Raw genomic sequence first — 21,686 nt, 5'->3', positions numbered from 1 at the left:
ATCTTCCCGGAGAACGGAGAGACCCGCATCCTCGCCTCCACACGGGATGCGGGTCTCCGCTCCATCCGCCACAAACTATCCCCACGCGCTCACGCCGGAGACCCGTCGACGCTTCTTAGTGCGTCACCCAGCTGAACGTTCCCGATTGGTCCTGGCACACCTGCAGACTTCCATTCGTGCTTCCCGACCCCTTCGTGTACCAGAAGATGCCCTCGGTTGTGGAGCTGCAGGTGGGCTGCGTTCCAGACGGTGTCTCCTGCAGAGCACCCTGCTGTGTGAACTTTGCGACCACCCCCGTAGAGTTCTTGACGTCGAAGATGTCTCCCGTAGCAGTCGCGCCCTGGTTATAGGCAGTCAGCGCAGGGTTCGCATCATTGATGTTGTGAGTGGCTGTGACGCCATTGGTTCCGAACACGACATTGGCGTTGTTTGAGTTCGTCGGGTGATAGAGACCCGCCACATGCAGGCTGGCGTTCGTCCCGTCGAAAAACGCGCTCTTATTGGAGCCCACCATCAGATCGAGCACGTCACCTGTTCCAGCTGTCAGCTGGACCGCCATCGCAGCGACCGCATCCCCTGCTCCCACATTGCGCGACGCCGTTATCGACGCCGTCGAGCTGCCCTGCGCGACAGTACCGTACTGGCTGCCGTTGCTCGACTGAAGCGACGCAAACGGAAGCGTCGTGGGGATCACCGAAGTGCTGAGGGTTCCCGAGTTGATCTCGCTCGCTGCCAGGCTCTTGTTCGTCAGCGTCTGTGTGTCGCTCACGCCCACCAACGCACTCGCTGGTGCTATCAGCGACGTCCCCCACGCGTTGCTTCCCGCATACACTGCGACCCCCGGAGCACTCGGCCACGTCATGCTGCCGCCGCTCGAAGGGGCCGTCCATGTCCCGTCCTCTCGTAGGTAGCGGGTCGCACCCGCCGTCGCGCCCGGATCCGGCACCGCACCCACAGCATGGCTCGGCCCACTCGGGCCAAACACCGGAAGCCGCGCTGCAGCGATGGTTCCACTCGTGATCGACCCAGCTCCCACACTCCCCGTCAGTGTCGTTGCATTCACCGTGGTCGCATTGATCGTCGTCGAATTCACCGTCGGAGCCGTCAGGCTCGTGGGGCTCATCGAGTACATCTGCCCCCCCAGGCTCCATGTCATCGTGTTCGACTGCGGTGCGTAGAACAGGAAGTCCTCACCCACCCGCGATACCATATCCAGCACCGCATACGTCGAGTCCCATCGACCGCACCCATGCAGATTGCAGTTGATCCGCAGTACAGAGCTCGCGCCCGCATCGACCTCGAGGTCGTTGTTCCACACGCCCGTCGCCTTGTAAGCATCGTCCGGAGGACGATGCGTGCCGCCGGCTCCCAGATAGGCGCCGGCACCAGCTCCGTTCGCAATCTCCCAGCCGCGCGTGCCTGGTCCTACCGTTCCCCCATAAAACTTGCCCGCGCTCGAGTATTGGATCGGCTTCGGCACGAACTGCGAGATCAGCTCCGTGTCGGCATCCACCAGTTGCTGGTAGTAATGCGGCTGCTCCACAGCATCGCCCGTCGCCCATGCCGCCGTATTCGGTCCCAGCGTCAGCGTTCCGTCTATCGAGTTCGTTGCCGTGTCCAGCACGCTCACTACCTCGGCCATCGGATACAGCACGAACCCGCCATTCAGCACACTCGCCGTTCCCCCGGTTGTCGTGCTGTTCGCCCCGGTATTCGCATACGTGAATGTATTCGGCCCCGTCGTTATCACGAAGTAACTTCCGTTGTAACTCGAATCCGCCGCTCCACCAATCGTCAGCGTCAACCCGTTCAGGTCGACCGGAAGGTTCGCCGCCGTCGTCGCCGTCACTACATTGCCGCTGCGCACCAGCGAGGTGAGAGCACCGGTGTAGTTCAGAAATCCGCTCGTCGTGGCCGCCATCTGTGACGTCGAGCCGCCTATGATCGGCGTGTTCCCGTCCGCGTAGTACAAGCTCGTCGCGCTGATCGATCCCGCCACCGGAAACAACTGACGCAGGCCCATCACGGTATCCACAGTCTGCTCCAGCCCATAGCCACACAGACCACCCACGGCCAGCACAGCGCCCGTGTTATGGACCTTCGTCAGTGTTAGCTGCACATGAGTTCCGTCGACGACGCTGTAATTCGCCATCTCGAAGTTGGGGAACTCCTGGCCGTTGTTGACCACATCGGTCACGCACGCCACACCGCTCGCCGCCACCGCCGCCGTATTCGTCGCGAACCCGCTCGGGACGCCCGTCGTTGCAATACTCAACGTCACCGTCCCCGGCGATAGGTTCGCGGCCTGCGATGTCGCCGCCTGCGACGTCTGCAGGAACGTGCTCACCGGGAAGCTCGTCCCGCTGAACGTCGCGATGCCCAGGATTGTCTTGCTCCCCGACACGATCTGCCCCGTCGTGATCGTCTTCGCAGGGTTCTTATCGATCAGGAATCGCCCATCGCCCTCTGTGCCGCCGGCTGAACTGGCCGCCACGGTCACAGTCGTCGATCCCGTTGTGCATCCCGAAGCACATGTGCCGGCGAAGACGTTCGAATCCTCCTTCACCTGCAGGTCGAACGGGTGTGCTCCCTCATCTGCCTCGTCACGATATCCGCCTGACGATACCAGGAACATGCTGCCCGCTAGGCAGTCGCCCACGCTATAGCAGTTGATATCGTTGATGGCCTGTATATGCTGGCCCTGCGTGTTATAGATGCCCGTCATCTCCAGCACGCCATACGTGCTCTTGAAGTACGGCACCGTCTCAATCGACTCAGGATATTGGTTCGATCCGCCTGTCGCCGCCTGGTTCGACAACACCATGTCGCGTCCGTCCACGCCGCTCGCACCCGGACGAAGCACCTGAAATGCCGGCGCGGAGATCGTCTCTAACTGGTTCAAGCTGGCCGCCGCCGTCTCGTTCGATTGCAGCAGCAACGGATTCACCGACGTCTGGGACGTCGCTCCCATCCTCCGATCGATCACCTGCGTCTGAGACGCCATCGTGCTCACATTCGGCAGCTCACCACTCGCATACGTCGGCTCCACATCCACCGTGCATCCACCCGTACAAGCCGTAGAGCTCAACGCGTTCTGGATCCCATTGCTCCCGCCGCCGCTGACATACTGGCTCGCATATAGCTCGCCGTTCAGACTGTTCACCTCAAGCTGCGTCCCGGCCGGCTGCGAGACCACCTGCGTGCTCGACGGAAACAGGCTCACTTTCTGCCCCAGTCCCGCGGAAACTGCAGCAACATTCTCGTCTACGTAGTTCTTGTCTGCCGCCTGATTCGCACTTACGGGATCTGCCGGTAATACCAGCGGGCCCGTCATCGTATCGCCCGCCTTCAGCACATAGGGCGATGAGTCCGCTGGAGTCCCTGTCAGCGCCGCTGAAACCGCATTGTCCACATACGCTTTCGACACTGTCTGCATCGCAACCGTCGTGGGCAGCACACTGTTCGTAATACCCGCCAGCTTCGCCGGACCGCTGCCTGCCACCGCGTACGGGACCACCCAATACTGTCGGCTCGTCGTCCCGTCGTTCAGGTGGAACACCGCCGTGTAATAGTTCCCCATCGGCGTCGAATTGGCATTCGGCACCAGGGCAACACTCAGCAATCCGCCCGTTCCCAGGTTCACCGTTGTCGACCCAGCCGCCACCACCGTGCCACCTGTCGTCGTGAACGTCCCCCAGCTGATTACCACCGTACCGCCCGCAGCCGTCCCGTCCGCTCGGTACACCGTGTCCTGCACCATCGTCGAAGGAGCCTGCGCCACGGCGGCCATCAATCCCGCCGCCCATACCAGCACAAGCCCCACGAGCGTCAAACCTCGCGCTACTGCCCTCATCACCCCTCCAGGCTCAAGCCGCTGTCGGCCCATACCCAACTGCCCGTTGCAAAACAAATGGGGATGGACCGAAGCCCATCCCCGCATCCATTCGTTTTCCTGGTCCTTCTGTCATCCCCGAAAAGCATCTGCTTCTCGGATAGAGAGGCCCTAACTCGCCGCCGTCGTCACGACCGCCGGCTTCGGAGCCACCGCACTGAGCAGCAACGAGTTCACTGCCTGCGCCAGCTGCACAAAATCCGTATCCCCAAAGTGCCCCACCGACACCCCAATGTTGTGCGCCACCGCCAAGCCAATGTTCACGTAACCCAGCACCGTCTGCAGCTCTTCTTTTGTCATCGCTCTCCTCCATCTCCTTAACCCGAAACTCCCAGCCCAAAACTCAAAATCCGGCCAACATTTCTTCTCTTAACCCCGGCGCCACGGCCGCGAACGGCGAAGCCGCCAACGCGAAGCGCTTCGGGCCACGCCCGACGAACGCGAAGCGCTGCTCCCTTGCACCCTCATCCACGCTCCCGATACCATCGCCCTTAGGGCGTGGCATCATCGCTCCCCCGAAAGGCAGTCCATGGATTCCAGCTCTAACTCTTCGTCCCGGCGCTCTGAAGACATCGCGCTCGACCTGCTCAAGTTCGTCGCAGGCCACGCCAACCTCAGCCGCAGCACCACACCCGCCACCGGCTTCGGCATCCCGTCTTCCACCAAACCTGAAGACGCCGTCACCCAGATCTTCGAGCTCTACGCACGCTGCCGCGAAGCCGTCGAGTCCCCCACGTCCTCCACGAAGAAGTAGCCGTGCCGCCCATCCGCGTAGCCGTCATCGGCGCTGGCTCTTTCGGTCGCAATCATCTCCGCGTCTATCGCGAGCTCCAGGCCGCGCATCCCGATTTCGTCGAGCTCGTGGCCGTCGTTGACCTCAGCGAGCAGAACCTCGCCCTGGCCAGCGAACGCTTCGTCGTCCCCGGCTACGCCTCCGTTGACACGCTACTCGCAGCGAACCTTCGCCTCGATGCAGCCAGCGTCTGCGTCCCCACCATCCACCACGCAGCCGTTGCCGAACAACTCATCACCGCCGGCCTCGACGTCCTCATCGAGAAACCCTTCGCCGCCACACTCGCCGATGCCGATCGCATCCTCTCCTGCGCGCGCGAGCGCGCCCGCGTAGTCGCGGTGGGACATCTAGAGCGCTTCAACCCCGCCGTCACCGCCACCATCCAGCGCCTCAACCGGCCCATGTTCTTCGAGGCTCACCGCCTCAGCATCTTCACAGCTCGTTCGCTCGACGTCGATGTCGTCCTGGACCTCATGATCCACGACCTCGATATCGTCCTCTCCCTCACGCAGTCCCCGGTGAAGGAGGTCCGCGCCGTCGGCCTGCCCGTGCTCTCGCACAAGGTAGACATCGCCAACGTCCGCGTCGAGTTCGACTCCGGCTGCGTCGCCAACTTCACCGCCAGCCGCATCTCCACCGAGCAGGTCCGCAAGCTTCGACTCTTCCAACCCCGCCAGTACCTGTCGCTCGACTTCGCCCGACAGGAACTCCTCGCCATCGACGTCGCCGGCGTCACCCCCGAACAGCTGGCTCAGCTCGTCGCCGCATCTCGCAGCTCGCATCTTGCATCTTCAGGCCAGCACCCTTCACCCGGTCTCTCCCTGGAAAAGCTCGACCTCGAGAAAGCCGAACCCCTGCGCCTCGAGATCGAAGACTTCCTCCAGGCCGTGCGCGACCGCACCACTCCCCGCGTTTCTGGCGATGCCGGTCGCGCTGCCCTCGCCCTCGCCCTCGAGATCAACCAGCAGATCGCTGCCCACGCCCACCGCGCCGGCCTGATCTAGCCAGCCCATCGCTGGCCATCTCTGGCGGGGGTCATCCCGAAAGGGATCTGCTGGGCAAAGAAAGAAGCCAGAGGCGCATCAGCTCTCTGGCAACTCACAACTCGATCGAATGCTCGTCCGTTCCCGTTCCCCCAAGCAAAATGGGAGCCGAAGCTCCCATGCCTTTACTGCATCTTCTGCACCGTCATCCCGGGCTGAATCTTCGGTGGAATGAACTGGTCATCCTCCAGCACATCGTTCAGAGTCAGCTTCGTCACATCGATCTGCAGAGAATACTCATCCAACGGCCGCCGGATCGTGATCTTCGACGCAAACTGCTGCCCGTTGTACTCCTGGTAGTTCTCGTACTCCGCCTGCGTCTCCACCCGGCCCTGGGCGTCGAAGATATCCTGCCGGTACGGCAGCATCGTCACCCGGCTGATGTGGATCACCCGCAATGGCATCAGGATGTTCCCATCTTTCCGCCTCATTACCGTGAGATCGTAATCCGGCTCTTCCACCACGAACTTCTGTCTCGGCTGTTGCGGCAGCGTCCTCGTCGATTCCGTCAGCGACACAAATTCATCCGGCCCGATCCCGCGAATGAGCAGCGAATCCAGAAACACCGATGGCCGCAGATTCTCCAACCCGTTCTTCGACGGTGACGTCACTTCGTTCGTCCCGATGATCGCCTTGTTCCGCGGCGGAATGATCAGCGTAAATGTCTTGCCGTCGCTCACCATGTCCAAGGCCCGCGATCCAATCACCGGCAGCTGCAGAATCACCCGTAGGTCCGCCGGCTGGCGCACAAAGATGTATCCGCGAAACGACGTGTACGTCGTCACCGAACCCTCTTTGCCGCCACCCGTGCTCGCCGTGATCATCACCGACGCGCTCAGCGTCTTCATCGCCGCCGCACGGTCAGAAACCTGTTTCTCCAGCTCCTGCACGCTCGCCGTCTTGAACGTCTCGGGCGCCTGTACCTTCTGCACCGTTCGAGTCGTGTGGAAACACCCGGTCAACCCCAGGCAAACCCCCACAACCACAACCGGTAATGCCTTGAAATTCCTCATTCAGCCAGACCTTCAGTATATCGACTCACCATGCACCTCATGGGATGCACTGATACGTCCTCGAAATCCATCGATCACCCGCGAAGCCAGCCCGGCATCACGCCAACCGGTCGCGTCCCTTCAGCTCCCGCAACAGCCGTGCCGCACTTCCGCCCCGCCGCCTCGCCACCGCGGTTTTCTTCTGTAACAGCTCCGTCGCCAGCTTCATGTGCGCCGCGCTGCCCTTCTTCGCCACCCTTACAAAAGCCCCAAGAATCTCCCCGTACTCTGCCGCCAGCGTCTCCCGCATCAACTTCCGGCACCCAGAGGCCCGCATCTTACCGGCCTTCTCCCTAGGCGGCTCCCCAACTTCCCCCGTACGCCTCTTCGCCCTCATCACCACCCCGGCAAACAAAGAGGGCGGCAGACCCTCAGGTCCACCGCCCTCAGTTACATATCCAGAATAGCAGCCTCCGGCAACCCACTATGCCAGCAAAGTTCCGCAAATAACATCCATCATTGCAACGCGTTACGCGGCTCCGCCGCTATTGTCCCCCTTGACATGCCGCCAGAGGCTCGAGTAAACGCAGCCGCAGAAAGACCGCCGTCAAATGGTCCAGTGCTGCTCCATACCGCCGGATGCAGGTCCGCACACTCATTCCAAGCATCGACGCTGCCTCACCTTGCGTGTACTCCTGCAGCGCGATCCGCTTGATCAGGTCTTTCTCCCCAGCATCGAGTTCCGCCAGGCACCGCTCCACGTCGTAGCAGAAGATCACCACGTCCTCGAAGCTCCTCACCCGGTAGCTCGTCACATTGCCTCGAAACAGCGCTCTCCCCAGCAGGGACGGCACCCTCCCGGCCTCCATCGACAGCCGCAGGTAGCGGCGCAACATCGCCTCGGTGTACTTCCTATAGAACGCCAGTTCCGGCTGCGGGGCCTCTCGCCGGATCGCTGGCGTCGCCGCCACCGCCCACACCTTCGGCAGCGTTGATACCACCCCGCCCGTCGTTCCTTCCCTCACCTCTGCGAGGTCTCGGTTCTCAACCTTAGTGCAGCTCTCCGGCTGTGCTGCCTTCGTCTTCCATGCCAGTATCTTGCTCATTGCGCACCTCCCGCGACGACCGCCAGCTTCCGCTTTTTCCCAGGCTTCCGTTGCATCCTTGCCGCTGGAAATTCCGAAAGCCACAACGCGCATCCTCGGCAGTACACACCATCCGTCGCGGTCCGCGTCCACAGCGCCCCGCAGGCTTCACACACCTTCAATTCCACGCGAAAACGATTCATATTCCTTCTCCACGCACAGCCTTCCCCGGCGAGCCTCGTGATTTTGCATCGGTCGAAGGGGCTCGCTCAGAGGTTGAGCAGCCTCGGTCCGCTCGCAGTCAGGCTGTCTTGCCCAATCCACGGCACACCAAGGCCGGTTTGCGTCGCTCGACAAAGGTCCTTCCAGGAAAAATACTGCCGGACCTTTGCGATCTGGATCTCTCCCTATCTGTCCTGAAATAGAACCGGCTATCCCATTTCGGATAACTCGCCCCACTCGCCCGGGGAAAGTTCTGCGGTTATAGGCCCGGTCCCCCACGCTGTCAACGCCAAACTTCCGCGCACCGGCGAGCGTCCCGATCTTCTAAAAAATCAAACACTTGACTGAAAACATTGAGCTTATACGTGAGCTATTTCGCCTAATGTTCGCCGTGCTTAGGAGGCTTCGCTCCCCAAGTTCAATTCGGAACCGAGTTAGCCACAATTCCTTGCGCTTCAGGCTTCCACAACACAATCATTCCCGTTCCGGGACGGCCTTCCCCCCGTGAACACTCCAGACGCCGCAACGCCGCAGCCGTGCCCGCGAAGCTGCTGACACGAAGTGCTACCGGGCGAAGCCCGCTCGTTCTCGCTGTATTTACTTCTGCCCTGCGGCCGCTCGGTAGGCCTCGACATTGCCGGCATGTTCCTTCAGGCTCTTCGCAAACCTGGTCGCACCGTTCGCGTCCGCCACAAAGTACAGGTTCTCCGTGCTCGCCGGATGCACCGCAGCCGCCAGCGCCGCCAGTCCTGGGCTACAGATCGGCCCCGGAGGCAGCCCCGGATGCACATAGGTGTTGTACGGCGAGTCCGCCTTCAACTCGCTCTGATGGATCACGCCCGTCCAAGTCCCGTTCAGCAACGATGCATAGGTCACCGTCGGGTCCGTTTGCAACGGCATTCCCTGCGCCAACCGATTCTCGAAGACTCCGACAACCTCGGGTCGCTCACTCGCCAGGTGAACCTCCTTCTCGGCCAGAGACGCCATCGTCACTGTCCGGTTCACGTTCCCCTTCAGCCCCAGCCGCCGAGCCTCCACCGCAAACTTCGCCACCATCGTCGACAACATCAGCAGCGGCGTAGCGTGCCGCCCAAACTTGTACGTCGCCGGAAACAAGTACCCCTCAACCGACCCCGCCTGCGGATTCCATGGTTTCACCAGCTCCGTATGCTTCCGCTCCGCCGCCAGGAACTCATCCGCCTTCCCCAACCCTGCTGCCTGCACCGCAGCCGCCACGTCGAAGATGTTGTACCCCTCAGGAATCACAACCGTCAGCGTGAACACGTCCCCATGCTCGATACGCGAGTACACATGCCACAGACTATCCGGATGATCGAAGCGGTACTCCCCAGCCTTCAGAGTCTGTCGGCCATGCCGCTCCGTCTCAAGCAGCTTGAGCGCCTCAAACACCCAAGCACTGCGAATGACCCCCGCCTGCTGCATCTGCTGCGCAATCCCCGCAGTCGAGGTCCCCGTTGCAACCTCGACAAACTGCTCTGCCTTGGGTCCATACGGCATCAGCAGCTCAAACCCGCCCACTCCAGCCACCAGCAGGACCGTCAACAGCAGAATCGTCAGCAGCCTCATCGCACCCTCGTTCTAAGAATGCCACCGCATCCCGATTCGATCCGCATCCAATCCGACCCAGTGACGACCCAGCTTCCCCACCTCACAGCCAGTGACTCGAGACTCCAAGCTCAAAGCCCTAAATACGATCGGCACTTTCGTTGACAGCGCCCCAGCATGGCCAACCGCGCAGCCCCTGCCCTACAACACCCTGCTATGCCGATATCCAGCCGTCGTCAACGCCACTAGCAGCTCATCCACCTGCTCGCGTCCGCGTGTCTCCATCGTGATATCAATCGTCGTGTCGCCAAGGTTCACACCGTAATAAGCCCGGTTATACAGCGTATCCACAATGTTCACGCGATGCTTCGCGATGATCTCCGTCAGCTCCAGGAGAGCTCCCGGCTTGTCCAGCAGGTGAATCCGCAGCCGAATCATGCGGCCATCCTGCACCAGGCCTCGCTCGATAATCCGGCTTAGCAGCGTCACGTCAATATTGCCGCCGCACACCAGCACCGCCGTCTTCGTGCCCTTCGGCAGCGACGTTCGTTGCTGCAGCAACGCCGCCAGCGCCGTCGCACCGGCACCCTCGGCCAGCGTCTTCTCCCGCTCCAGCAGCGTTAGAATCGCGCTCGCAATCTCATCCTCTTCGACGGTGACGATCTCGTCGACATACTTCGCCACCACCGGATACGTCACATCGCCCGCGCGCCGTACCGCGATGCCATCCGCAATCGTCATCGCCGGTTCCAACGTCACCGGATGATGTTCGCGGACGGCCTCTTGCATCGAAGGAAGCTTCGCCGTCTGCACACCTACCACGCGAATCTTCGGGTTGCTCTCCTTCAATGCGCACGCAATGCCGCCAATCAGGCCACCGCCGCCGATCGGCACCACCACTGCCTCGAGTCCTGGCACCTGTTCCAGCAGTTCGAGCCCGATCGTCCCCTGCCCTGCCATCACCAGCGGGTCATCGAACGGATGGATGAACACCATGCCCTGCTCTTTGCACAGCCGTGTCGCTTCGTCGCAGGCCGCATCGTAGTTGGCGCCATGCAGCACGACCTCCGCGCCAAACCCGCGCGTCGCCTGCACCTTCACCAGCGGAGTCGTCAGCGGCATCACAATCACCGACCGAATTCCCCGCTGCGTAGCGTGATACGCCACACCCTGCGCATGATTGCCTGCGGAGGCAGCCACCACGCCGCGCGCTGCCTGCTCCCCAGTTAGCGTCGCGATTTTGTTCAGCGCGCCGCGCTCCTTGAAACTCCCTGTCATCTGCAGGTTCTCAAGCTTCAGGTAAACGTCCTGCCCTGTCATCCGCGATAGCGTTCGCGAGTTCGCACATGGCGAGTAATAGATCGATCCGGCCAGCCGCTCACGCGCCGTAAGCACATCCGCCAGACTCAATGACTTTCCGCTGCTCATCCTTCTATCGTAGCTCCGACAAAACAACAAAGCGCCACGGCAGTGGCTAACGCGAAGCGCTACCGGGCGAAGCCCGCTAACGGCGCAGCCGCTGCCCTCTGCTACTTGCTAAAGCTCGTCGCCATCTTCTCCGCGTGGCGCTCCAGCCCCAGCTCAATCAGCCGGTCGATGAGCTTGGAATACTTCACCCCACTAGCGCTCCACAGCTTCGGGTACATGCTGATCGAGGTGAACCCCGGCATCGTGTTGACCTCGTTTAGCACGATCTCGGCAGCCTTACCCTTCTTGCCCTTGCCCCGTGCAGGTGCCATGAGGAAGTCCACCCGCGCCAGTCCCGCGCAGTCGCAAGCCTTGAACGCCTCGATTGCCATCGCGCGAATCGTCTTCTCCTCAGCTTTCGTCAGCTCTGCCGGAATGATCGACACACTCTCGTCCGGGCCGCTCAGCTCGTACTTGGCCTCATAGTCATAGAACTCCTTCGCCGGAACGATCTCGCCAACCACGCTAGCCTCGACTACATCATTGCCCAGCACCGCCACCTCGAGCTCGCGAGGCTTCACCCCCGGCCCTCCCACGCCCTGCTCCACCACGATCTTCCGGTCGAACTGCGCCGCGAGGTTCATCGCCGCATCCAGCTCACTGCGGTCGTGCACCTTGCTGATCCCCACCGAGCTGCCCAGGTTCGCCGGCTTCACAAACACCGGATACTCGAGCGACTTCTCAATCTGCTTGCGAACCTTCTTCGCATCGGCCTTCCACTCGGCACGCAGCACTGTCACATGCGGCGTCACCGGCAGGCCGGCGGCCAGGAACAGCCGCTTCATCACATCCTTGTCCATGCCCGCGGCCGACCCCAACACACCCGAGCCCACATACGCCACGTCCGCCAGCTCAAACAAGCCCTGGATCGTCCCATCTTCGCCAAACGTGCCGTGCAGCACTGGAAACACGATGTCCAGCCCCGTCGTCGCACCCGGCTCCGCCGCAGCCGCCGCAATCGTCAGGCCACCATCGTGTTTGTCATCCTGAGCAACGCGAAAGACCTGCTTTTCGGCCGCTGGCGCGCCGAGCAACCCCTGCGCCGCCGTCCCCTGCAGCCAACGTCCATCCTTCGCGATCCCCAGCTCGACCACGTCATACTTCTTCCGATCGATTGCTTTCAAAATCGACCGCGCTGACTTGAGCGACACCTCATGCTCGCCACTCCGGCCTCCGAATAACACACCCACCCGCAGCTTCTTCTTCGCCATTCCCACAGCCTACGCCGCCGCACTCCCACATCAACTGAAAACTCAAAGCCCGTAACCCGAAACTCAATCACCCAATCTTTGCCTCTGCCTCCGCCTTCGTTCTTGCCTTTGCCTTTCTGGTTGTCCTTCCCGAAGAGAATCTGCTTCTCGAACCCACGAACAAGTGCGCCAGTGCAGCGAACGGCATCGTCACCCAAAACGCTAAGGGCCTCGCCCTCACGGACGAAGCCCTCTACTCTCTACTCACTGCCCTCTACTCACTGCTCCTACACATTGAACTTGAAAAATAAAATGTCCCCATCCTTCACCACGTACTCCTTGCCTTCCTGACGCAGCAACCCGGCTTCCTTCACCGCCTGCTCGCTGCCCAGTCGGAACAGATCCTCGCAGCTATAGCACTCCGCCTTGATGAACCCGCGCTCGAAGTCCGTGTGAATCACACCCGCTGCTCCCGGAGCCTTCGTGCCGCGCTTGATCGTCCACGCCCGCACCTCCTGCACGCCCGAAGTGAAGTACGTGATCAACCCCAGCAGCCGATACGCCGCATGGATCAGCCGGTTCAGCCCCGGCTCCTCCATCCCCAGCTCGGCCAGAAATTCCTTGCGCTCCTCCGGCTCCAGCTGCGAGATCTCGGCCTCCATCGCGCCGCAGATCAGCACCACCTCGCTGCCCTCTTCCGCAGCGCGAGTCTTCACCTTCTCCGTGTACGCATTGCCGTTTACTAGCGAGGCATCATCCACGTTCGCCACATACAGCATCGGCTTCATCGTGATCAGGAACAGGTCGCGTGCGACGAGTTTCTCATCATCGGTCAGCTCCGCGACGCGGGCGGGCTTGCCTTCACCCAGCGTCTCGCGAAGCTTCGTAATCGCCGACCACTCGCTCTTCTGCGCCGGCGTCGCACTCGCGCTCTTTGCAGCCTTCTCCGCCTTCGTCGCGCGCTTCTCTACCGTATCGAGGTCCGCCAGCATCAGCTCGGTGTTGATCACGTCAATGTCGCTCAGCGGATCCACCTTGCCCGCCACGTGGATCACTTCATCGTCCGCAAAGCACCGCACCACATGCAGGATCGCGTCCGTCTGCCGGATGTGCGACAGAAACTGGTTCCCCAGACCCTCGCCCTTGCTCGCGCCCTCCACAATGCCCGCGATGTCCACAAACTCCATCGTCGTCGGGACAATCGAGTTCGGCTTCACCATCGTCACAATGCGGTCCATGCGCGCATCGGGAACAGGCACAATGCCAACGTTGGGATCGATCGTGCAGAACGGATAATTCGCGGCCTGCGCCTCGGCGGACGTCAGCGCGTTAAAGATGGTGGACTTGCCCACATTCGGCAGCCCAACGATTCCACAATTCAATGGCATAGTTCGTCAGTATTCCTTCATCTCTATTGGAACATGCAGCCACGTTCCAATGGCATCTCGCCAACTGCCGTCTGGCATCTGGTCCCCAATTCCCCAACCCTACTCCGCCTCGGGATCCGTCCCCTCGACATCCACCGACTCCACCCAGGGCAGCCGTCGCAGCTCGCTCGCCAGCTCCTGCAGAGCCGCATTGTCCCGCGCATGAGACTCCAGCACAGCCTGCAGCAGCAGCGTTTGTGTCTCTTTGTTGCTCTCGGTACGCAAGGTCTTCAGGACGAGCGAATGATAGTCCGCGCCTTTTGTCAGCGCCTCCTCCGCTTCCTGCTGATGTCCTTGCTCGCACAACATCCTTAGCCGATAAAACGCGTGTGGGTTCAGCGCAGCCAGGGACCTCTGGTCGATGAAACGCGACAACGGCCGCAGCCCCGAGTTGATCCCTATCAGCAGCACTGTCACAAAGACCGCGTCCAGCAGCTCGCCCGCGCCCACGCAGGCGCCTACTGCCGCTGAGCACCATAGCGTCGCTGCCGTGTTCAGCCCACGCACGTTCGCCCCGTCCTTCATGATCGCGCCCGCACCCAGGAACCCGACGCCCGACACCACGTACGCAATCACCTGTGTTGTGTTCGGAGCCACCGAAAGCCCCAGGTCCACAAAGGTCGCCGCCCCCAGGCACACCAGTGTGTTCGTGCGAAGCCCCGCAGCCCGTTGCCGCCACTGCCGCTCCGCACCGATGCAAACCCCCAGCACCATCGCAATTACCAGGCGCACCACCGTCGTCTGTCGCAGGTACAGGACTGAGTGCTCGACCAACTCACGCGCCGGAGGCAGGATCATCGCAACCATCATCCCTGGAAGCATATCCCGCGCCCATCACGCCATCATGTACACGAAGTCCGCCGCCGTGCGCCGAATCGACCTGGCACCCGCTAGCATCTTGCTTAAGCCATGCAAATCGGAATCGATACCTTCGTGGAGCGCGTCGTCACCCCCGACGACCCCCTCGCCCGCAACTCCGCAGAACGCGTCGCCCAGCTCCTCGAAGAGGCTGAGCTCGCCGACCGCGTCGGCCTCGACATCTACGCCATCGGCGAGCACCATCGCGAAGAGTACGTCGCCAGTGCCCCGGCCATCCTGCTCGCCGCCATCGCTGCCCGCACGAAGAACATCCGCGTCGCCAGCGCCGTCACCGTCCTCTCGTCCGATGACCCGGTGCGCGTCTTCCAGCAGTTCGCCACCGTCGACCTCATCTCCAACGGCCGGGCCGAAATCATCGTCGGCCGCGGCTCCTTCATCGAGTCCTATCCACTCTTCGGCTACGACACCAAGTTCTACGACGAGCTCTTCGCCGAGAAGCTCGACCTCCTGCTGGCTCTCCGCGACGACGTCCACGTCCACTGGGAAGGCCACCATCGCGCCTCGCTCACCGGCCAGGGAGCCTGGCCCCGCCCCGTACAGAACCCGCTACCCATCCGCCTCGGCGTCGGTGGAACGCCCGCATCCTTCGCCCGAGCCGGAGCTCTCGGTCTCCCACTTACCGTCGCCATCATCGGCGGAGAACCCCACCGCTTCCGCCCGCTCATCGACCTCTACTACCAGGCCGCAGAGCGAGCCGGCCATGCTCCCCGGGGACAAGCCGGTTCCACCCTCGACGTAGCCCTCCACTGCATCGGCTACCTCGCCGACACCGACGACCAGGCCGCAGACCAGCTCTGGCCCGCCTATCAACACACCTTCTCCCGGATCGGCCGCGAACGCGGCTGGGGTCCTACCTCCCGTGCCGCCTTCGACGCCCAGCGCGGCCCCACCGGAGCCTTTCTCGTTGGCTCACCTGCTACCGTCGCGGCCAAAATCAAACGCGTCTCCACGGACCTCGGCGGCATCTCCCGTGTCACCTTCATGATCTCCGGAGGCACGCTCTCCCACGACAAGGTTCTCCGCTCCATCGAGCTGATGGGCACCCAGCTCAAACCTCTGCTTTAGCCCTGGCTCCGAATCGTCATCCTGGCCCTGAGCCTCGCGAGCGCCCAGATCGGTTCTTGCCTTTCTTGTTCTCATTTCCGAAGGAAATCTGCTTCCCTTCAATGCCCAATAGCGTCATTTGCATCTAGCAACCTCACGATTGGCAGCTCAAAGCTCGAAACTCAATCGAGTTTTCTCTCCAGTTTCCCCTCTCCCCGGATACCCTGTTCCCGAGGAACTCCACCATGCGCATGATCGTTCTCTCCGCAGCCCTGCTCGCCGCCACCCTGGCCGCGAATGCCCAGACCGCGCCTCCAACCCCCGGAATCGGCCCTGAAGTGAATCGCAGCTACAACGGCCTCAAGGACAACATCCTCAAGTCCGCCGACAAGATGCCCGCCGACCTCTACGGCTACAAGCCCACCCCCGACATCCGTGCCTTCGCGCGCATCCTCACCCACGTCATCGAAGCCCAGGTCCGCAGCTGCGGCATCGTCAACGGCACACCCGCCGCCGACATGCCGAAGACCCCCGCCGAGACCGCACCCAAGCCCGAGATCGTCGCCGCTCTCAAGGCCTCCTTCGACGCCTGCGACAAGGCCTACGCCTCCATCACGGACGCCAACGCCCTCGACCTCCTATCCGCCGGCCCCGTCAAGCGCACCCGCGTCAGCCTCCTCTGGGGCAACGTCTCCCACGACAACGAGCAGTACGCCCAGCTAGCCACCTACATGCGCCTCAAGGGCATCACACCCCCCAGCGCCTCCGAGAAGTAGCCTAAGCCTGATCTGATCGTTGTCCTTGCCCTTCTCGTTCTCAGCCTCGGAACGCTTCTGCTTCACCACCACGGCCACGTAATGAAGAAGGGGCGAGCCGAAGCTCGCCCCTACTTCATTCCTCACGCACGCAATTCCCTACGGATAAATCCTATTCAGTGTCCGAGCAAACGGAATCGTCTCGCGCACATGCTCCAGCCCGCACAGCCATGCCACGCAGCGCTCAATGCCCATCCCAAATCCCGAGTGCGGCACGCTGCCATACTTGCGCAGGTCGAGATACCACTGGAACGCTGCCAGCGGCAGCCCATGCGCCTCAATCCGCTCCTTCAATAGGTCATACGAGTCCACGCGCTGCGACCCGCCAATGATCTCGCCATAACCCTCCGGCGCCAGCACATCCACACACAGCGCCTTCGTCGGATCCTTCGGATCGGGCTGCATGTAGAACGCCTTCACCGCCGCAGGATACCGATGCACCATCACCGGTTTGTCGTACTGGCTTGAGATATACGTCTCATCCGGCGACCCAAAGTCGTCGCCATACTCATGCGGCTTCTCGATCTTTCCCGCCGCATAGGCTTCCTTCAGCATCGCGTGCGCCTCGTCGTACGTCAGCTTCGGGAACGCCCCCTCGCTCACGATCGCCTCCAGCTTCGCCTCATCCTTGCCGATCAGCTTCAGGTCCGCGCCACGATGTGTCTCCAGCACCCTCGTGACAATGTGCCGCAGGAATCCCTCGGCCATTTCCATCAGCCCTTCGAGGTCCATGTACGCGACCTCCGGCTCGATCATCCAGAACTCCGTCAGATGCCGCCGCGTCTTCGACTTCTCCGCCCGGAACGTCGGCCCAAACGAGTACACCTTGCCCAGCGCCAGCGCCGTCGCCTCGATGTACAACTGCCCGCTCTGTGTCAGGTAGGCCTTCTCGTCGTCGAAGTAATCCATCTCGAACAGCTCGCTCGTTCCCTCACAAGCATTCGGCGTCAGGATCGGCGGATCGGTCCGCGTGTACCCGTTCGTGTCGAAGTACTCCGCCGCCGCGCGCATGATCGTCGCCCGCACCCGCAGAATCGCCGACTGCCGCGGCGTCCGCACCCACAGGTGCCGATGCTCCATCAGGAACTCGACCCCCGCTTCCTTCAACTGGATCGGATACGGCGTGTCATCCGCAATACGCTGCGTCACCGTCACGTCTTCAACGTCCAGCTCATAACCCGACGGAGCCCGCGAGTCCGCACGCACCTTGCCAATCACCACCACGCTCGACTCGAGCGTCAGCCCCTTCAGTGTCTCGAACACTGCCTCAGGCACCGCTGCCTTCGGCACAATGCCCTGGATCGTCCCCGACCCATCCCGGAATGTTGGAAACAGCAGCTTGCCCGAGCTGCGCAGGTTGTACAGCCAGCCCAGCAGCGTCACACGCTGCCCTTCGTGCTGACCAATCGTGGCAATGGTTGTAATTGGCGCTTCGTGGGCGCTCGCAGCTTCAAGAACGGGAGGTGTAATTTCGCTCGACATACAGCATTAAGTCTACTCGCCGGGGCCACCAGCCAGCGTCCACGCATCCTTCGCGCGATCCGCCGTCACCACCGACGCCTCTCCCATGTCATAGGCAATCTCCAGCATCCCCACTGGAGCCGTCTTCACCGCCGCGATCTTCCGCGCCACGAGACCCCAGTCGATCTCTCCCGCTCCCGGCCACAGGTGCTCATCCCCCTTACCGGAGAACTGGCCGTGGTTGTCGTGCAGATGCAGTTCGACAAGCTTGTCGCCAAAGGCCTCAAATGCCTCCTCGATCATGCTCTGCGCGCCCTCGGCCCGGGCCTCGTCACCCAGCTCCGTCATCTGCGCATGTCCCAGGTCCAGGCAGAATCCCATCGTCGAGAAATGCCCGACCCGCACGATCTCTGCCAGGTGTGCCGGAGTCGCCACATCGTTGGTGAGGTTTTCGAGCAACAACTTGATCCCCAGGGGACCCGCGAACGCCTTCAGGTGTTCTATCGCTGTCATCGCGTCGTCGATCGCGCGCGTCTCCCACACATCGTCTTTCAGCCCCAGGTGCAGCACGCAGCTCTGGAACGGAACCTGCTCGGCAGCCTCCAACGCACGCTTCACCTCATCCATCGAGTCGATCCGCACGGACTTCTGCGTTGAGATCAGATTGATCGTCGGAGCAGTGTGCCGCGTCCAGTTCGCGCCATCGTCCGAAGAAAAGATCGGCATGTGCATCGTCGGGGTCACGTTGTTCGACCGGAACCAGCTGGCCAGATCCCGCACCGCATTGCGATCCGTGTAATCGAAGTGGTGCCGGGCCGCAAATACCTCGATCACCGCCGCGCCCGCGGAACGCAGCGTGTCCAGTAGGGCTGAGGTCAGCCGCTGCGGAAAGAAAACATGGGTCGAGATTCCGTGTCGCATCACTTCTCAAGTGTACCCAGCCAGCCCGCACAGGTTCTCCACGACCAGATCTTTGGGATCTGAACAAAAGGTGCTCGCAAGTAGAATGGCCACGCACCTCAACTCGGAGTCGCCGCGCATGTCGAATCGCCACACTCTCCTCCGTGCCCTCACGATCGCCGCCCCGATCGCTGCCTGCGGCCTCGCATTAAGCCTCTACGCGCAGTCCCCAACACCCGCCGAGCTGGCCCACATGAACCAACTCGCCACCAACTTTGCGCAACTCGACCGCTACGCCGCCGCCAATTCCGCTCTCCCTCCCACGGAAAAGGGCCGCATCGTCTTTTACGGCGATTCCATCACCGACGCCTGGGCCGGAGGCCACCATACCTTCTTCCCCCGCAAGCCCTATATCGGCCGTGGCATCAGCGGACAAACGACCGCCCAGATGCTCATCCGCTTCCGCCAGGACGTCATCGACCTGCACCCCGACGCCGTCGTCATCCTCGCGGGCACCAACGATATCGCCGGCAATACCGGAGATGTCACCCAGCAGCAGATCGCCGACAACCTCATCTCCATGGCCGAACTCGCCCACGCTAACCACATCCGCGTCATCTTCTCGTCCGTACTCCCCGCAGCCGACTACCGCTGGCGTCCCGGCCGCAATCCTGTCCCCAAGATCCGCGCGCTTAACGACTGGATGCAACAGTACTGCGCCACCAATCACTGCACGTACCTTGACTACTACACCGCTCTCAACGATGGTCAAGGCGGCATGAAACCGGGAACCAGCTCAGACGGCGTCCATCCCACCGATCAGGGCTACGCCATCATGGCTCCGCTCGCCGAAGCCGCAATCGCCAAAGCAGAAAAGCAGAAACCCTAACCTCGCGCACGAAACGAAAAGCCCCGGCTATGAACCGGGGCTTCGTCGTGTCCAGTTGTCCTCCTGAGCAAGATGCCGGGGACGAACGAGGGACATGCTTTTCCTCGAACCGCATACCTGTTTCGCTCATAGCTCGACAGAAATTGCTCTTGTCCCTCTCAGTACCCCGCAGCCTTCCCAAACGCATACCGGTAGTCATTCGCTCCCGCGAGCATACCCGTCTTCGGGTCCACCGAGATCAGCTCGCTATCACCCCAGACACCCGCAGTGTGCGCATCTGCTGCCCCCGCCTGCTTCACCGAATAGCCGCGCTCTTCCATCGCCTTCACCACATCCAGCGGAAACAGCTTCTCCACCTGCAGCTGATCCGGCATCCACTGGTGATGAAACCGCGGCGCATCTGCCGCAGCCTGCACGTTCATACCGTTGTCCACCACGCTGATGATGTCGTTCGCCACCGTCGTAATAATCGTCGACCCACCCGGTGACCCCAGCACCAGCCGCAGCTTGCCCGGCTTGCCACCCTTCGGCAACTCGCTCACCATCGTCGGCGTCATCGAGCTCAACGGCCGCTTGCCCGGAGCAATCGCATTCGCAGGCCCCTGGATCAACCCGAAGCCGTTCGGCATGCCGACCTTGCTCGCGAAGTCATCCATCTCGTCGTTGAGCACAAATCCCAGCCCCTCGACCGTCATGCCGTTGCCGAAGAAGAAGTTCAGCGTGTACGTGCTCGCCACCGCGTTGCCCTCCGCGTCCACCACGCTGAAGTGCGTGGTCTCGTTGCCCTCATGCACCTCGGTCATCGGAGGAGGCTCCGGCATGAACCCCGCTGGACGCTTCAAGTCCGCGCTCGGCGTCGCCTTCGTTGGATCGATCGTCTTCCGCCACGCCGCCGCATAGGCCGGGTTCGCCATCTCCTTCAGCGGCATAGCCGGGTTGTAGTCCGGGTCGCCCAGGAAGTCCGCACGGTCCATGTACGACCGCCGGAACGCCTCCGTGATGAAGTGCACCTGATCAGGCGATCGGTCCCCCGTCGCCGCACCATTCGGCCCAAGACGTGGAAGATCGTATCCACCCAGAATGTTCAGCGTCTCCAGCAGCACAATGCCACCCGAGCTCGGCGGAGGCGAAGTTAGCACTTCCAGCCCGTGGTACTGCCCTACGAGCGGCGCGCGCTCCTTCACCTCATAGCTCGCCAGGTCTTTGGCTGTAATCAGCCCGCCCGTCTTCGTCTCAAAGGCCGCAATCTGCGCCGCCATCGCTCCCTTGTAGAAATCCTCCGGGTTCTCCGCGATGCGCTCCAGCGTCTTTGCCAGCTCCGGCTGTATAAACCGCTCGCCTGCTTTGTAGAAATCACCGTTCCGCTGGAAGATCCTCTTGGACTCCGCAAACTGCGGCACGTTCCGCGAGCTCTTCATGTATGCCGTCTCCGGCTCGCTCAGCACATACCCTTCGCGAGCCAGACGAATCGCCGGAGCCATCACCTTCTTCAGCCCCAGCCGCCCATACTTCTTCTCCGCATAGGTCAGACCGGCGACCGACCCCGGAACACCCGCCGCCTTCGGCCCTGTCGTCGACAGCCCCTTGATCACATTCCCCTGCGCGTCCAAATACATGTCCGCCGTCGCCGCCGCCGGCGCCTTCTCGCGATAGTCCAGGAACGTCGGCTTTCCTCCACCCAGTTTGGTCGATCCCGGCCGGATCAACATGAACCCTCCACCACCAATGTTGCCCGCCTCGGGAAACACCACCGCCAGCGCAAACCCCACCGCCACGGCCGCGTCCACGGCATTGCCCCCCTCATGCAGGACCTCGAGGCCCGCGTCGGTCGCGTCATGGTGAACCGTAGTCACCATCGCATGCTTCGCCAGCACCGGCTCCTCAGACTGCAAAGGCACGGCCTGGCTCCAGCACGAATCCCCCGCGAACGAGACCAAAGCCAACATCGAAACGCCCAGCTGCCAGCGCCCAAAAGCCATGTGGTAATCCCCCTGCTGATCGGTGTCCTTAGCCTACAACGC

18 protein-coding genes are annotated in these 21,686 nt (G+C 62.1%); 5 read left to right on the top strand and 13 right to left on the bottom strand.

Features of this window, described 5'->3' with window-relative positions:
* Positions 1-115 precede the first annotated feature (115 nt).
* Together AC5E6W_RS15490 and AC5E6W_RS15485 are read right to left on the bottom strand one after the other, a co-directional pair.
* A complete protein-coding gene (locus AC5E6W_RS15490) occupies positions 116-3,853 on the bottom strand; it encodes a hypothetical protein (protein ID WP_491753219.1) in 3,738 nt (1,245 codons plus the stop codon).
* A 150-nt stretch (positions 3,854-4,003) separates the two neighbouring features.
* Positions 4,004-4,192 carry a hypothetical protein gene (locus AC5E6W_RS15485; RefSeq protein ID WP_491753218.1) on the bottom strand — a complete coding sequence of 63 codons (189 nt, stop codon included), beginning with the start codon at positions 4,190-4,192 and terminating at the stop codon, positions 4,004-4,006.
* A 229-nt stretch (positions 4,193-4,421) separates the two neighbouring features.
* Here AC5E6W_RS15485 and AC5E6W_RS15480 point away from each other — a divergent pair, with 229 nt between their 5' ends.
* Both AC5E6W_RS15480 and AC5E6W_RS15475 read left to right on the top strand, forming a co-directional pair.
* The gene (locus AC5E6W_RS15480; protein ID WP_491753217.1) at positions 4,422-4,646 is read left to right on the top strand and encodes a hypothetical protein; all 225 of its coding nucleotides are present in this window, start codon (positions 4,422-4,424) and stop codon (positions 4,644-4,646) included.
* A gap of 2 nt (positions 4,647-4,648) precedes the next feature.
* Complete coding sequence (locus AC5E6W_RS15475; RefSeq protein WP_491753216.1) at positions 4,649-5,689, top strand: Gfo/Idh/MocA family protein; 1,041 nt, start codon at positions 4,649-4,651, stop codon at positions 5,687-5,689.
* Positions 5,690-5,853: 164 nt separating this feature from the next.
* Here the strand turns inward: AC5E6W_RS15475 and AC5E6W_RS15470 are convergent, their stop codons facing one another.
* The 8 genes from AC5E6W_RS15470 to AC5E6W_RS15435 all read right to left on the bottom strand — a co-directional run bounded on the left by AC5E6W_RS15470 (position 5,854) and on the right by AC5E6W_RS15435 (position 14,487).
* On the bottom strand, positions 5,854-6,660 hold the full coding sequence (locus AC5E6W_RS15470) for a hypothetical protein (RefSeq protein ID WP_491753215.1): 807 nt from the start codon (positions 6,658-6,660) through the stop codon (positions 5,854-5,856).
* A 178-nt stretch (positions 6,661-6,838) separates the two neighbouring features.
* The gene (locus AC5E6W_RS15465; RefSeq protein WP_491753214.1) at positions 6,839-7,030 is read right to left on the bottom strand and encodes a hypothetical protein; all 192 of its coding nucleotides are present in this window, start codon (positions 7,028-7,030) and stop codon (positions 6,839-6,841) included.
* Between the two features lie 235 nt (positions 7,031-7,265).
* Positions 7,266-7,910 (bottom strand): hypothetical protein, encoded by a 645-nt coding sequence (locus AC5E6W_RS15460; protein WP_491753213.1) that lies wholly within the window; start codon positions 7,908-7,910, stop codon positions 7,266-7,268.
* A gap of 714 nt (positions 7,911-8,624) precedes the next feature.
* A complete protein-coding gene (mltG, locus tag AC5E6W_RS15455) occupies positions 8,625-9,614 on the bottom strand; it encodes an endolytic transglycosylase MltG (protein WP_491753212.1) in 990 nt (329 codons plus the stop codon).
* 180 nt (positions 9,615-9,794) lie between these two features.
* A complete protein-coding gene (ilvA, locus tag AC5E6W_RS15450) occupies positions 9,795-11,021 on the bottom strand; it encodes a threonine ammonia-lyase (protein ID WP_491753211.1) in 1,227 nt (408 codons plus the stop codon).
* A gap of 101 nt (positions 11,022-11,122) precedes the next feature.
* Positions 11,123-12,271 carry a D-alanine--D-alanine ligase family protein gene (locus AC5E6W_RS15445; protein WP_491753210.1) on the bottom strand — a complete coding sequence of 383 codons (1,149 nt, stop codon included), beginning with the start codon at positions 12,269-12,271 and terminating at the stop codon, positions 11,123-11,125.
* A 266-nt stretch (positions 12,272-12,537) separates the two neighbouring features.
* Positions 12,538-13,638, bottom strand: coding sequence for a redox-regulated ATPase YchF (gene ychF / locus AC5E6W_RS15440; RefSeq protein ID WP_491753209.1), 1,101 nt, complete (start codon positions 13,636-13,638; stop codon positions 12,538-12,540).
* A 99-nt stretch (positions 13,639-13,737) separates the two neighbouring features.
* Positions 13,738-14,487, bottom strand: a complete 750-nt coding sequence (locus AC5E6W_RS15435) for an MgtC/SapB family protein (protein WP_491753208.1) — start codon at positions 14,485-14,487, stop codon at positions 13,738-13,740.
* A 99-nt stretch (positions 14,488-14,586) separates the two neighbouring features.
* Between AC5E6W_RS15435 and AC5E6W_RS15430 the strand changes: the two genes are divergently transcribed.
* Together AC5E6W_RS15430 and AC5E6W_RS15425 are read left to right on the top strand one after the other, a co-directional pair.
* On the top strand, positions 14,587-15,621 hold the full coding sequence (locus tag AC5E6W_RS15430; RefSeq protein ID WP_491753207.1) for an Atu2307/SP_0267 family LLM class monooxygenase: 1,035 nt from the start codon (positions 14,587-14,589) through the stop codon (positions 15,619-15,621).
* 224 nt (positions 15,622-15,845) lie between these two features.
* Entirely contained in the window at positions 15,846-16,376 is a 531-nt protein-coding gene (locus AC5E6W_RS15425) for a DinB family protein (RefSeq protein ID WP_491753206.1), read from the top strand.
* Between the two features lie 138 nt (positions 16,377-16,514).
* Here AC5E6W_RS15425 and asnS read toward each other — a convergent pair whose 3' ends face one another.
* Entirely contained in the window at positions 16,515-17,897 is a 1,383-nt protein-coding gene (gene asnS, locus AC5E6W_RS15420) for an asparagine--tRNA ligase (RefSeq protein ID WP_491753205.1), read from the bottom strand.
* 12 nt (positions 17,898-17,909) lie between these two features.
* On the bottom strand, positions 17,910-18,797 hold the full coding sequence (locus AC5E6W_RS15415; protein ID WP_491753204.1) for a sugar phosphate isomerase/epimerase family protein: 888 nt from the start codon (positions 18,795-18,797) through the stop codon (positions 17,910-17,912).
* Between the two features lie 118 nt (positions 18,798-18,915).
* On the opposite strand from AC5E6W_RS15415, the gene AC5E6W_RS15410 reads away from it, so the two are divergent.
* Positions 18,916-19,665 (top strand): SGNH/GDSL hydrolase family protein, encoded by a 750-nt coding sequence (locus AC5E6W_RS15410; protein WP_491753203.1) that lies wholly within the window; start codon positions 18,916-18,918, stop codon positions 19,663-19,665.
* Positions 19,666-19,823: 158 nt separating this feature from the next.
* Here the strand turns inward: AC5E6W_RS15410 and ggt are convergent, their stop codons facing one another.
* On the bottom strand, positions 19,824-21,563 hold the full coding sequence (gene ggt, locus AC5E6W_RS15405; RefSeq protein ID WP_491753202.1) for a gamma-glutamyltransferase: 1,740 nt from the start codon (positions 21,561-21,563) through the stop codon (positions 19,824-19,826).
* Between the last annotated feature and the right edge of the window lie 123 nt (positions 21,564-21,686).

This window comes from Bryocella sp., from assembly GCF_058498515.1.
Note: the sequence above shows the minus strand (reverse complement) of the source record. Positions and strands in the feature narration are given on the sequence as shown.